12 protein-coding genes are annotated in these 12,626 nt (G+C 60.9%); 7 read left to right on the top strand and 5 right to left on the bottom strand.

All coding sequences use genetic code 11. The annotated features are described in order from the left end of the window. Nucleotides 1-131: 131 nt before the first annotated feature. Together J5M56_RS19090 and J5M56_RS19085 are read right to left on the bottom strand one after the other, a co-directional pair. Nucleotides 132-749 (bottom strand): c-type cytochrome, encoded by a 618-nt coding sequence (locus J5M56_RS19090; RefSeq protein ID WP_060480217.1) that lies wholly within the window; start codon nt 747-749, stop codon nt 132-134. A 31-nt stretch (nt 750-780) separates the two neighbouring features. After that, a complete protein-coding gene (locus J5M56_RS19085) occupies nt 781-1,083 on the bottom strand; it encodes a c-type cytochrome (RefSeq protein WP_186476063.1) in 303 nt (100 codons plus the stop codon). 193 nt (nt 1,084-1,276) lie between these two features. On the opposite strand from J5M56_RS19085, the gene yihA reads away from it, so the two are divergent. Then, entirely contained in the window at nt 1,277-1,909 is a 633-nt protein-coding gene (yihA, locus tag J5M56_RS19080; RefSeq protein ID WP_027917188.1) for a ribosome biogenesis GTP-binding protein YihA/YsxC, read from the top strand. A 383-nt stretch (nt 1,910-2,292) separates the two neighbouring features. Here the strand turns inward: yihA and polA are convergent, their stop codons facing one another. After that, on the bottom strand, nt 2,293-5,040 hold the full coding sequence (gene polA, locus J5M56_RS19075; RefSeq protein WP_060480219.1) for a DNA polymerase I: 2,748 nt from the start codon (nt 5,038-5,040) through the stop codon (nt 2,293-2,295). A gap of 74 nt (nt 5,041-5,114) precedes the next feature. Here polA and J5M56_RS19070 point away from each other — a divergent pair, with 74 nt between their 5' ends. Beyond that, the gene (locus J5M56_RS19070; protein WP_027917186.1) at nt 5,115-5,402 is read left to right on the top strand and encodes a DUF2782 domain-containing protein; all 288 of its coding nucleotides are present in this window, start codon (nt 5,115-5,117) and stop codon (nt 5,400-5,402) included. A gap of 71 nt (nt 5,403-5,473) precedes the next feature. Next, nucleotides 5,474-6,424, top strand: a complete 951-nt coding sequence (locus J5M56_RS19065; protein ID WP_207937547.1) for a homoserine kinase — start codon at nt 5,474-5,476, stop codon at nt 6,422-6,424. 87 nt (nt 6,425-6,511) lie between these two features. Here J5M56_RS19065 and J5M56_RS19060 read toward each other — a convergent pair whose 3' ends face one another. Continuing rightward, the gene (locus J5M56_RS19060; RefSeq protein WP_347709430.1) at nt 6,512-7,420 is read right to left on the bottom strand and encodes a zinc ABC transporter substrate-binding protein; all 909 of its coding nucleotides are present in this window, start codon (nt 7,418-7,420) and stop codon (nt 6,512-6,514) included. 66 nt (nt 7,421-7,486) lie between these two features. On the opposite strand from J5M56_RS19060, the gene zur reads away from it, so the two are divergent. The 4 genes from zur to J5M56_RS19040 all read left to right on the top strand — a co-directional run bounded on the left by zur (nt 7,487) and on the right by J5M56_RS19040 (nt 10,352). Next, a complete protein-coding gene (gene zur, locus J5M56_RS19055) occupies nt 7,487-7,972 on the top strand; it encodes a zinc uptake transcriptional repressor Zur (RefSeq protein ID WP_060479040.1) in 486 nt (161 codons plus the stop codon). Next, a complete protein-coding gene (gene znuC / locus J5M56_RS19050; protein WP_060479041.1) occupies nt 7,969-8,742 on the top strand; it encodes a zinc ABC transporter ATP-binding protein ZnuC in 774 nt (257 codons plus the stop codon). The genes zur and znuC overlap by 4 nt, the downstream gene beginning before the upstream one ends. Beyond that, nucleotides 8,735-9,517, top strand: coding sequence for a zinc ABC transporter permease subunit ZnuB (gene znuB, locus J5M56_RS19045; RefSeq protein ID WP_060479042.1), 783 nt, complete (start codon nt 8,735-8,737; stop codon nt 9,515-9,517). The genes znuC and znuB overlap by 8 nt, the downstream gene beginning before the upstream one ends. Nucleotides 9,518-9,644: 127 nt before the next feature. Further along, on the top strand, nt 9,645-10,352 hold the full coding sequence (locus J5M56_RS19040; protein WP_060479043.1) for a PA5502 family lipoprotein: 708 nt from the start codon (nt 9,645-9,647) through the stop codon (nt 10,350-10,352). A 77-nt stretch (nt 10,353-10,429) separates the two neighbouring features. Here the strand turns inward: J5M56_RS19040 and katE are convergent, their stop codons facing one another. Then, nucleotides 10,430-12,559 carry a catalase HPII gene (gene katE / locus J5M56_RS19035; RefSeq protein WP_060479044.1) on the bottom strand — a complete coding sequence of 710 codons (2,130 nt, stop codon included), beginning with the start codon at nt 12,557-12,559 and terminating at the stop codon, nt 10,430-10,432. Nucleotides 12,560-12,626: the final 67 nt, after the last annotated feature.

Here is a 12,626-nt window from a genome sequence, read left to right as displayed (position 1 = left end):
GGTCGCCTCGACGCGACCTGTGCTGAGACCGGTGGCGAAGGGCCCGAGTTCTGTAGTGTAACGGCTGCGGACAGAAAAAAGGGCGGCCCGCGCCGCCCTTTCATCTTTAGCGTTACAGCATTAACCGAATGTTAATGCAGGCCCTGGATGTAGCTGGCCAATGCTTCGATCTCGTGATTGCTCAGCTTACCGGCGATGGTGCGCATGGTCATGGCATCGCCATCGTTGGTGCGGTTGCCTTCGCGGAAGTCCGTGAGCTGCTTGGTTACGTACTGCGCATGCTGGCCGCTCAGGTGCGGGAAGCCAGCCAGGGCAATACCTGCACCGTTGGGCGAGTGGCAACCGGTACAGGCGGGCATGCCTTTTTCCAGGTTACCGCCATTGAACAGCGCGCGGCCGCGGTCGACCAACTTGGGATCGGCAGCCCCGACACTGGCCTTCTGGCTGGCGAACCAGGCGGCGATGTCGGCGAGGTCCTGGTCATTGAAACTGGCCAGCATGCCGGTCATTTCCAGCACGGTGCGCTTGCCCGACTTGATATCGTGCAGCTGTTTTTCCAGATAGCGCTGGCCCTGCCCGGCCAGTTTCGGGAAGTTCGGTGCCAGGCTATTGCCGTCGGGGTTGTGGCAGGCACCACAAACGGCAGTTTTGGCCTGGCCGGCAGCGGCATCGCCTTTGAGGGGTTCTGCAGCAGTGGCCGCACCTGCGACCCCCAGGGTCAACAGCAGACTCACGACTAGTTTGTTCATCAGCTAATCCAACACGGCTAAGGGTGAAATGTTATGTATCGGGACTGCCGCTCATCCAAAGAATGACCGAACGGTAGTCCTCGGTACTGCAGTCCATGCACAATCCACGCGGCGGCATAGCCTTGAAACCCTGGGTAACATGCACTAGCAGTTGCTCCATGCCTTGCGCCAGCCGTGGCTCCCAAGCTGCCGTGTCACCCCTCTTGGGTGCCTGCGGCAACTGCCCGGCGTGACAGGCCGCACACGTGCGGTTGTACAACGCCTCGGGATCCTGTGTAGCCTGTGCGCTGAAAACCGGCAGGAACATACCGACAGCTAGCAGCCACTTCGCCATGCGAAACGACCTGACAGGGTTGGGGGACGCGCTGCGTTCTGATGCGCGAGCTATTGTTCGACACCCCATGCCCATTCCCCTTCGCTGGGAGAATGAGCACACAAAAACTGGGGCATTATATACTTCCGCCATCCAAACGGAAACGACACCGCTTGCCAGCCTAGGCTTTGGCAACACCCACATCGGATATCCCATGCAAGTCAAGAACCCCATCCTCGGCCTCTGCCAGAAAGCCAAATTCGCCCTCAGCGCAGCCAAGGTCGAACAATGCCCGGACGATCAAGGTTACGAAGTGGCTTTCGCCGGCCGCTCCAACGCCGGCAAATCCAGCGCCCTCAACACCCTGACTCATGCCAGCCTGGCGCGTACCTCGAAGACCCCAGGGCGCACCCAGCTGTTGAATTTCTTCAGTCTGGACGATGAACGGCGATTGGTCGACCTGCCGGGTTACGGATATGCAAAAGTCCCGATCCCGCTCAAGCAGCACTGGCAGAAGCATTTGGAAGCGTACCTGGGCAGCCGCGAATGCCTGCGCGGTGTCATCCTGATGATGGATACGCGTCACCCCATGACCGATTTCGACAAGATGATGCTCGACTGGGCCAAAGCTAGCGGCATGCCGATGCACATCCTGCTGACCAAGGCCGACAAATTGACCCACGGTGCAGGCAAAAACACCTTGCTCAAGGTGCAGTCGGAAATTCGCAAGGGCTGGGGGGATGGTGTGACCATCCAGTTATTCTCGGCACCCAAACGTCTGGGCCTTGAAGAGGCGTACCGGGTGCTGGCGGATTGGATGGAGTTGGAAGACAAGCCAGCTGTTTGATAGCAGAGATGGACCCGCGACTGCGACGCTATATGGGCCGGCGCTTTTGCGGGTCAAGCTGTGTCCACGGGGCGTCTCTACAGACCAGATGACAAATTGCGGGCAAAAAAAACCCCGGACTTCGTATGGGGAGGGGGAAGTTCGGGGTTCAAGTCTGGACCGCTAGGGCGGGGTCCAGGTATCTGCCAACACTTAACACAACATAGGAGCATCGAAAGGCTTCACCAGCCATTCAGTTACTCTGAGTCCCGCTTCACCGGTTTAGTTCCTGAGCCCTCAAAACTATTTGCGATAGTTTCATGAAACTCGGGAACTAATGGCATAGAGCCATGCCGGGATCTGCGGCACCACGCAGCAGATCCTACACAGCTTCCCAAGCTCAATCAGTGAGCTTCGTCCCAATTCGCACCAATACCTGCTTCGACCACAAGAGGAACATCCAATTGTGCAGCGCTGCTCATGTGCGCGCGTATTTCATGCTGCACCTGGTCGACCAGGTCCTCACGCACTTCAAGCACCAGTTCGTCGTGCACTTGCAGGATCACCCGTGCATCCAGGCCGCTATCGCTGAGCCAATTGTCGACGTTGACCATGGCGCGCTTGATGATGTCGGCAGCAGTGCCCTGCATCGGCGCGTTGATCGCAGTGCGTTCAGCGCCCCGGCGCAAGGCTGGGTTCTTGGCGTTGATATCCGGCAGGTACAGGCGTCGGCCAAACAGGGTTTCGACAAAGCCTTGCTCCGCTGCCTGGGTGCGGGTGCGCTCCATGTAGGCCAGCACGCCTGGGTAACGAGCGAAATAACGATCGATGTAGTCCTGCGACTGCTTGCGGTCCACGCCGATCTGTTTAGCCAGGCCGAACGCACTCATGCCGTAGATCAGGCCGAAGTTGATCGCCTTGGCGCTGCGCCGCTGGTCTGTGGTGACTGCTTCAAGCGCCACGTTGAACACCTCTGCGGCAGTGGCACGGTGCACGTCCAGGTCATTACGGAAGGCATGCAGCAAACCTTCGTCCTTGGCCAGGTGCGCCATGATGCGCAGTTCGATCTGCGAGTAGTCGGCGGCCAGCAGCTTATAGCCGGGGCTGGCAACGAAAGCCTGACGGATGCGTCGCCCCTCGGCGGTGCGGATCGGAATATTCTGCAGGTTCGGGTCGCTGGAAGACAGCCGACCGGTTGCGGCCACGGCCTGTTGGTAGGAAGTATGAATGCGCCCGGTACGCGGGTTGATCTGCCCCGGCAGCTTGTCGGTGTAAGTACTCTTGAGCTTGCTCAGGCTGCGGTACTGCATCAGCACTTCGGGTAGCGGGTAGCCTTGCTCGGCGAGCTCATCGAGCACCGCCTCGGCGGTGGAGGGCTGGCCCTTGGCAGTCTTGCTCAGCACCGGCATGCCCAGCTTGTCATACAGAATCGCCCCCAGCTGCTTGGGCGAACCGAGGTTGAATTCCTCACCGGCCAGGGCATAGGCGCGCTGTTCGAGCTCGGCCATCTTCACCCCCAGTTCGCCGCTTTGCACCTTCAGTAGCGCGGCGTCCACCAGTGCACCCTGGCGCTCGATCTTCGCCAGTACCGGCACCAGAGGCATTTCGATGTCCATCAGCACCGGCTGCACGCTTGGGGTCTGCGCCAGGCGGGCTTGCAGCGCATGATGCAGGCGCAGGGTGATGTCAGCGTCTTCGGCGGCATACGGGCCAGCCTTGTCCAGGGGGATCTGGTTGAAGGTCAGTTGCTTGGCACCCTTGCCGGCAATGTCCTCGAACGCGATGGTGGAGTGCTCGAGGTATTTGAGCGCCAGGCTATCCATGTCATGGCGTGTGGCGGTCGAGTTGAGCACGTACGATTCGAGCATGGTGTCGTAGGCCACGCCGCGCAGCTCGATGGCGGGCGAGTTGTTGGCAAGAATGTTGATGTCGTACTTGGCGTTCTGCCCGACCTTGGCCTTGGTCGGGTCTTCCAGTAAAGGCTTGAGCGCCAGGAGCACAGCCGTGCGGTCTAGTTGAGCCGGAGCACCTTCGTAGTCGTGGGCCAGCGGCACATAGGCGGCTTCGTGGGGCTCGACGGCGAACGAAAGGCCAACCAGCTGCGCCTGCTGAGCATCGAGGCTGGTGGTTTCGGTGTCGAAAGCAAAAAGCGGCGCTTCACGCAGCTTCTGCAGCCATACATCGAAACGCGCCTGATCCAGGATGGTTTCGTATTTAGGCTCGACCTTCGCAGCTGGCGCTTCGACTGGGGCGACCACCTCGCCTACCTTGGCCGCATCGCGCTGGATGTCGGCGATCCAGCTCTTGAATTCCATTTCGGTGTACAGCGCCAGCAGTGCTTCGCGGTCTGGCTCCCCGCACACCAGCGCCTCGACTTCAACATCCAGCGGCACGTCGCACTTGATGGTGGCCAGCTCATAGGACAAAAACGCCGCGTCACGGTGCTCTTGCAGCTTGGCCGGCAATGACTTGGCACCTCGGATGGCCAGGCTCGGAACCTTGTCGAGGTTGGCATAAAGGTCGCTCAAACCACCGCCAATACCCGTCAGCAGGCCAACAGCGGTTTTTTCACCGACGCCAGGCACGCCGGGGATGTTGTCGACCTTGTCGCCCATCAGGGCGAGGAAATCGATGATGTGCTCCGGGCCGACACCGAATTTCTCGTGCACGCCGGCGATGTCCAGCACGCTGCCGGTCATGGTATTGACCAGGGTGACGTGGCCGTCCACCAGCTGCGCCATGTCTTTATCGCCAGTAGAGATGATCACCGGACGGCCTTGAGTGGCACTGCTGCGCGCCAAGGTGCCAATCACGTCATCGGCTTCGACCCCTTCGACACATAGCAGCGGATACCCCAGCGCCCTGACGCTGGCATGCAAGGGCTCGACCTGCACTCGCAAATCATCGGGCATGCTCGGGCGGTTGGCCTTGTATTCGGCGAACATGGCATCGCGGAAGGTCCCACCCTTGGCGTCGAACACAACGGCGAACAAGCTGTCAGGGTATTGCTTGCGCAGGCTCTTGAGCATGTTCAGCACACCCTTGACCGCGCCAGTCGGCATGCCTTTGGACGTAGTCAGCGGCGGCAGGGCGTGGAAGGCGCGGTAGAGGTAGGAGGAACCGTCCACCAGGACGAGGGGCGCTTGGCTCATGAGCAGAATCAACCTTTTCGGCGGGTCCGGAGCTAGAATAGCCGGATAAATGACGACAAAGGGACTAGGTTATCATGCGTACACTCAATCGCCTGTTACTGCTCGGCCTGTTGGCAACCATGCCGGTCGTTACCCTGGCGGCGGAAGACGCCCCCTCGGCCGATCCCGAGGTGACCATTCGCACGGAAGGCGATAAAACCATCCAGGAATACCGGCAAAACGGCTTCCTGTATGCAATCAAGATCACGCCGAAAAACGGCAAGCCGTATTTCCTGGTCCGCGCCGATGGCACTGATGCCAATTTCATTCGTTCCGACCAACCGGACATGCTGATTCCGTCCTGGAAGATCTTCGAGTGGTAATCTGACGCGCGCACCGTTCACATCAACCCGGCACTTCCCGGCGGAAGTGCCCGTATGGGCTTTTTTTCATCATGTCAGTCTTCACCCCCGTGACCCGGCCTGAGCTGGAAACCTTTCTGGCGCCGTACGAGCTGGGCCGTCTGCTCGACTTCCAGGGCATTGCCGCCGGTACCGAAAACAGCAATTTCTTCGTCAGCCTCGAACAAGGGGAGTTCGTCCTGACGTTGGTAGAGCGCGGGCCAGTCGAGGACATGCCGTTCTTCATCGACCTGCTAGACGTGCTGCACGATGCCGACATGCCGGTGCCCTACGCCCTGCGCGACCGTGACGGCAATGCCCTGCGCGAGCTCTGCGGCAAGCCTGCGCTGCTGCAACCCAGGCTGTCGGGCAAGCACATCAAGGCACCCAATGCCCAGCACTGCGCCCAGGTCGGTGAACTGCTGGCACACATTCACCTGGCTACCCGCAAACGGATCATCGAGCGCCGCACCGATCGTGGCCTGGACTGGATGCTGGCAGCGGGTGAAGAACTGCTGCCACGCCTGAGCGCAGCTCAGGCGGCTTTGCTGCAACCGGCGCTGGACGAGATCCGCGCGCACAAGGCGCAAATCCTGGCGCTGCCAAGAGCCAACCTGCACGCCGACCTGTTCCGTGACAACGTGATGTTCGAAGGTACGCACCTGACGGGCGTGATCGACTTTTACAACGCCTGTTCCGGGCCGATGCTGTATGACATCGCCATCACCGTGAATGACTGGTGCCTGGATGAGCAGGGTGCGATCGACATGCCACGTGCCCAGGCGCTGCTGGGTGCCTATGCGGCGCTGCGGCCTTTCACTGCCGCTGAAGCCGAGCTGTGGCCGCAGATGTTGCGGGTCGGCTGCGTACGCTTCTGGCTATCGCGGCTGATTGCGGCAGAGTCGTTTGCCGGGATGGACGTGATGATTCACGACCCAAGCGAATTCGAGGTGCGTCTGGCACAGCGCCAAGAAGTGGCTTTGCACTTGCCGTTTGCCCTTTGAGGTTTACTACCGGAGGGATTCAGCGCCTGTGAAATCAAGCGCCGCGCGGGCGGCGCTCGCTCTCACAGCCGAAGAACAACCCAAGGCTTATAGCTGTTCCAGGCACCCCGCCAAGTCATCGCCGAGCTTTTCCAGCAAGCGCTCATAGCCCTTGGCATCTACCGGGTCTGTGCCCCCCAGGGCATCCAGCTCGGCCAGACGCACTGGAAGTCCGGCGGTCAGCGTCTCGGCCAGGCGCGGGCGCAGCGGCGGCTCGCTGAACACACAGGTCTTACCCACTTCCTGCAGGCGCTTGCGCATCGCAGCCACATGCTGAGCACCGGGCTGAACTTCCGACGCCACACTGAACACGCCGGTGTGCTTCAGGCCATAGGCCGACTCGAAGTAGTCGAAGGCTTCATGGAACACGAAGTACGGCTTGCCAGCGATACCGGCCACCCGCGCCTTGATCCGCGCATCCAGTGCATCCAGGCGCTCGGTGAAGCCCTTGAGGTTGCTTTGGTAGCGCGCGGCATTGCCCGGGTCGACCGCCGCCAGGTCTGCGGCCATCTTCGCCGCGATCACCCGGGCATTGACCGAGGACAGCCAAAGGTGAGCGTCCAGGCTGCCTGGGCGATGATCATGATCGTGGTCGTCATGATCGGCCTGCTCGTGGGAATGGCTGTCCTCGCCGAAATGGCGCAGCTGCATCCCCGCCAGGGACTGCAGGGCTACCGTGGGCTTGCTACGGCTACCGAGCACCCGTGGCAAGAAGCTCTCCATGTCAGGGCCGATCCAGTACAGCAGGTCGGCATCACCAACCTTGCGCACATCCGAGGGGCGCAGGGCGTAGTGGTGTGGCGATGCGCCTGGGGGCAGCAAAACATCCGGGCTGCCAACGCCATCCTGCACGGCAGCGGCAATCTGTTGCAGGGGCTTGATACTGGTCAATACACGCACATCAGCCTGGGCTGAACAGGCGATGAAAGCGACAAAAAGCACTAGGAATCGGGACACGATCAATACTCGACTCGTCAGAAACAGGTAACATAATAACGTCTCTATCCAGAACCGTCGCTGCCCATGTCCATCACGCCGCTGGCTCACCGTCCCCACGATCATTCCCATTGCGTGCACAGCGCCTTGTCCGAGGCCGATGCTTTGTGCACGCGCCAGGGCCTGCGCCTGACCGCGCTGCGCCGGCGCGTGCTGGAGCTGGTTTGGCAGAGCCACAAACCGCTGGGCGCCTATGACATCCTGGCAGTGCTTAGTGAGCAGGATGGCCGCCGCGCCGCGCCACCCACGGTATATAGAGCATTGGATTTCCTCCTGGAAAACGGCCTGGTGCACCGCATCGCATCGCTCAACGCCTTCATTGGTTGCAGCCACCCCGAGCACGCTCACCAGGGTCAATTCCTGATTTGCCGTGAATGCCACGTGGCCATCGAGCTGGAGCAGGACAGCATCAGCAGTGCCATCACCGACAGCGCCAAAGACGTGGGTTTCAGCGTCGAGACCCAAACCGTTGAAATCGTCGGCCTGTGTGCCAACTGCCGGAGTGCGGCATGAGTGACGCCCTGATCCGCCTGGAGCAGGTCGGCGTCAGTTTTGGCGGCGAGGCCGTGCTCGACAGCATCGATTTGGCCGTGGCGCCTGGCCAGATCGTGACCTTGATAGGCCCCAACGGTGCCGGCAAGACAACCCTGGTGCGGGCAGTGCTCGGCCTGCTCAAGCCCCACCGCGGCAAGGTCTGGCGCAAGCCCAAGCTGCGCATCGGCTACATGCCGCAAAAGATCCAGGTCGACGCCACGCTTCCGCTTTCGGTGTTGCGTTTCTTGCGCCTGGTGCCGGGGGTCGACCGCGCCGCGGCTTTGTCGGCATTGCAGGAAGTAGGCGCCGAGCAGGTCATCGACAGCCCGATCCAGACCATCTCCGGCGGCGAAATGCAGCGCGTACTGCTGGCGCGGGCATTACTGCGCGAGCCGCAACTGCTGGTACTGGATGAACCTGTGCAGGGCGTTGACGTGGTCGGCCAGACCGAGCTGTACAACCTCATCACCCGCCTACGCGACCGTCACGGCTGCGGCGTGTTGATGGTTTCCCACGACTTGCACTTGGTGATGAGCGCTACCGATCAGGTGGTGTGCCTGAATCGCCACGTATGCTGCTCGGGCCACCCCGAGCAAGTCAGCAACGACCCGGCCTTCGTTGAACTGTTCGGCCAGAACGCGCCGAGCCTGGCCGTCTACCACCACCATCATGACCACAGTCACGACCTGCACGGCTCGGTGATTGCGCCCAACACCCATGTTCACGGAGAGCACTGCAAGCATGGCTGATTTTCTTCTCTACGCCTTGCTTGCGGGTTTGTCTCTGGCAGTGGTGGCGGGCCCGCTCGGATCGTTCGTGGTGTGGCGACGCATGGCGTACTTCGGCGACACCCTGTCACATGCCGCACTGTTGGGCGTGGCCATGGGCTTCGTGCTGGACGTGAGCCCGGCCTTGGCCGTGACCGTGGGCTGTCTGCTGCTGGCGATCCTGCTGGTGACCTTGCAGCAACGTCAGCCGCTGGCCTCCGACACGCTGCTCGGCATCCTCGCCCCCAGTACCCTGTCACTGGGCCTTGTGGTGCTGAGTTTCATGCATGACGTGCGCATCGACTTGATGGCTTACCTGTTCGGCGATCTTCTGGCCATAAGCACCAGTGACCTGGGTTGGATCCTGGGCGGCAGCGCGTTGGTATTAGTGCTGCTCGCGCTGCTATGGCGGCCGTTGCTGGCAATCACTGTGCACGAAGAATTGGCCATGGTCGAAGGGCTGCCGGTGGCGGGCCTGCGTATGGCGCTGATGCTGCTGATCGCCGTGGTGATTGCCGTGGCCATGAAAATTGTCGGCGTACTGCTGATCACCTCGCTGCTGATCATCCCCGCCGCGGCCGCTCAGCGTCATGCCCGCTCGCCCGAGCAGATGGCCTTGGGCGCGAGCCTGCTGGGCATCACTGCCGTCTGCGGTGGCCTGGCCATGTCCTGGTTCAAGGACACCCCTGCCGGGCCATCGATCGTGGTCTGCGCTGCAGTGCTATTCTTGCTGAGCCTGGCCCTGCCCAAACGCTGACGATCAGGGTACATCCCGGTGTACCCTGCAACCTTTTCCCAGGTAAAGGGTCTGTAAGACTTATTTTCGAGCGTGCGCACCTGGGTGTAGACTTGCTCGCTTTTTGCGCAAATAGAGAGTCGCAGGAATGAAGCCGTTCGCATCCCGTTATCTGCTTGTTGCCGCGTTTTCCCTGCTCCTGGCCGCTTGTTCCAGTGCGCCGGTCGAACAGGCCGATGTACCTGCCCAAGTCGATGCCTGGCAGCAGCTGCAACAGAGCATCGCCAGCAATGAGCTGGCCACCGCCGAAGACCAGTTGACCGCCCTGCAGGCGCAGTCACCTGATGACCCACGCCTGGAGCAAAACCAACGCCAGTTGGCCGAAGCCTATCTGGCGCGTAGCCAGATCGTGCTGCAGAAGGGCGATGTCAATGCCGCCGCCACCGCCCTGGCACGGGCACGTGCGTTGATGCCACAGGCGCCGGCCGTCACTGGTGGTGACGCCGTAAGCCAGGCACGCAAGGCCGAGCTGGAGAAGGCCGAGGCGGCGTTGAAGGCCGCCGAGGCCAAGCCCCAGGCGCGAGTGATCGACCCTACGGCACCGAGCACGGTCATTGCACTGAAAACCACTGATATCCAGGCCATGCGCCGCCAACTCGACGACATCGCTAAAGACGTAGTCAATTATGGCTGCGACGTGGTCTTCCAGGTACCGCGCACGCAGGACGCGCCTTGGTTGAAGAATTTGCTAGCCAAGCGTGTGCACAAGTTAGACAGCAGCTTCGAGCTCAAGCAGAAACATGAGATCCAACGCTCGATGCCAGCTCAAGTGGTGCTAGTACCGCATCAGCGTTGAGTATCTTGGGCGTGCTGCCCTGGATTTGGCGATAAAAGGCCGCCCTTACAGATCCTGTAAGGGCGGCCTTGGTCCATTTAGGCTGGTACCGCTTCAGCCGCGGCTTCGCGCTCCCACACTCGATGCCCTTCAACCGCTTTGACGAAGGCATCCAGGGTTTTCTGCTCGTCACCGAGTAATAGGCCTTTGTCTTCCTTGAGCCCCAGCCCCGTGAGCAGGTCCTTGGTCAGCACCATCGCCTTGAGGTGCTTGTAGCCTTCGAGCAGGAAGTGCTTGGACAACCCGCTCGAAAGCAGCCCCTTGTCCGCACCTTTGGGCACGACAATGCCATCGAACATGATCGACGGCATGCCTTCCATGGACGCATCCACCGTCAGCTGCTTGCCATCTGCCGTTTTCACCGGCGCCGAGGTCGGCCCCAACAGCATAGGTCGGGCGCTGTGTGCTTCTAGCGCCTTGATCAGCTTGTCTGCGCTGGCGCCATCAACGCCATCGGTCACCAGCACTGCGATCTTGCGCCCCTTGATGCCCACATCACCGGGGTGGTTCATCTGGCTGAGGGCAGCCGATTGCTTGAGTTTGCTTTCCTTGACCGCGACAGACCCTTGCTTGGGCGCCGACAAGCCCAGGTTGGCCGCTACGGCCGCCGCCAGTTTCAGGTCGATGTTGGCCAGGATCTCGTCCACTTCGCGCTGGCGGATGTATTCGCGCTCTACCTTGCCCAGTTCAAAGCTATAGGCCTTGATGATGTGCTGCTGTTCGGTAGGGCTCATGCTGTTGAAGAACAGCCGGGCCTGGGAGAAGTGATCGCCAAACGATTCGCTGCGCTGGCGGATCTTGTGCGCGTCGATACGCTCTTGATAACTCTCGAAACCGCCGTCCTGTGCGGCAGGTGGGGTTTCCTTGGGCCAGCCACCATCGATGGAATTGGGCTCGTAAGAGGCACGGCCTTTGTCGATGGTCATGCGGTGCATGGCATCGCGCTGGCCGCTATGGTTGGGCGCGACCGGGCGGTTGATCGGGATTTCATGGAAGTTCGGCCCACCCAGGCGGCTGATCTGGGTGTCGGTGTAGGAGAACAAACGGCCTTGCAGCAGTGGGTCGTTGGTGAAGTCGATGCCCGGCACGATATGGCCTGGGCAGAAAGCCACTTGCTCGGTTTCGGCGAAGAAGTTGTCAGGGTTACGGTTGAGCACCATCTTGCCAAGCAGGGTGACGGGCACCAGCTCTTCGGGGATAAGCTTGGTCGGGTCGAGCAAATCGAAGTCGAACTTGTGCTCGTCGGCCTCGGGCACGATCTGCACCCCCAGTTCCCACTCTGGATAATCGCCCGTCTCGATGGCCTCCCAAAGGTCGCGGCGATGATAATCGGTGTCTTTCCCCGCAAGCTTTTGCGCCTCGTCCCACAATACTGAGTGCACGCCCTGGCGTGGTTTCCAGTGGAACTTGACGAAACTGGCCACGCCCTGTGCGTTGATCAGGCGGAACGTGTGGATACCAAAGCCTTCCATCATACGCAGGCTGCGTGGGATGGCGCGGTCGGACATGGCCCACATCACCATGTGCGCAGATTCAGGCACCAGCGAAACGAAATCCCAGAAGGTGTCATGGGCTGAACCGCCGGTGGGCATCTCGTTGTGCGGCTCGGGTTTGACCGCATGCACGAAGTCGGGAAACTTGATCGCGTCCTGGATGAAGAAGATCGGCATGTTATTGCCAACCAGATCGAAGTTGCCTTCATCGGTGTAGAACTTGACGGCAAAGCCGCGTACATCTCGCACCGTATCGCCAGAGCCACGCGGCCCTTGTACGGTGGAAAACCGCACGAAAACCGGGGTGATCTTTTCAGGGTCCTGAAGGAAGCCGGCCTTGGTCAGTTCGGCGTGGCAACCATAGCTCTGGAAGTAGCCGTGGGCGCCGGTCCCGCGGGCGTGGACGATACGTTCAGGGATGCGCTCGTGGTCGAAGTGGGTAATCTTCTCACGCATGATGAAGTCTTCGAGCAGCGAGGGGCCGCGGGCACCGGCCTTCAGGCTATTCTGGTTGTCGGCAATCTTCACTCCCTGATTGGTGCGCAGCGCCTGGCCTGTGGCGTCGCTGCGAAAAGCCTCCAGGCTTTGCAATTTGGCATTGGTATTGGCCCGGTCAGGGGTTTGAGTACCTGCCGCCTCGCTGTGCTTGGGCGTATCCGGCTTCTTGCTGGGCATGATCGGTTCTCCTCGTCAGTCTTCAGGCGTGCCCTGGGCGGGCTAGTTCTAGTAGTGACTGGAACCC

It is taken from the genome of Pseudomonas sp. 51_B, from assembly GCF_017491595.1.
GTDB classification, from domain to species: domain Bacteria; phylum Pseudomonadota; class Gammaproteobacteria; order Pseudomonadales; family Pseudomonadaceae; genus Aquipseudomonas; species Aquipseudomonas promysalinigenes.
Note: the sequence above shows the minus strand (reverse complement) of the source record. Positions and strands in the feature narration are given on the sequence as shown.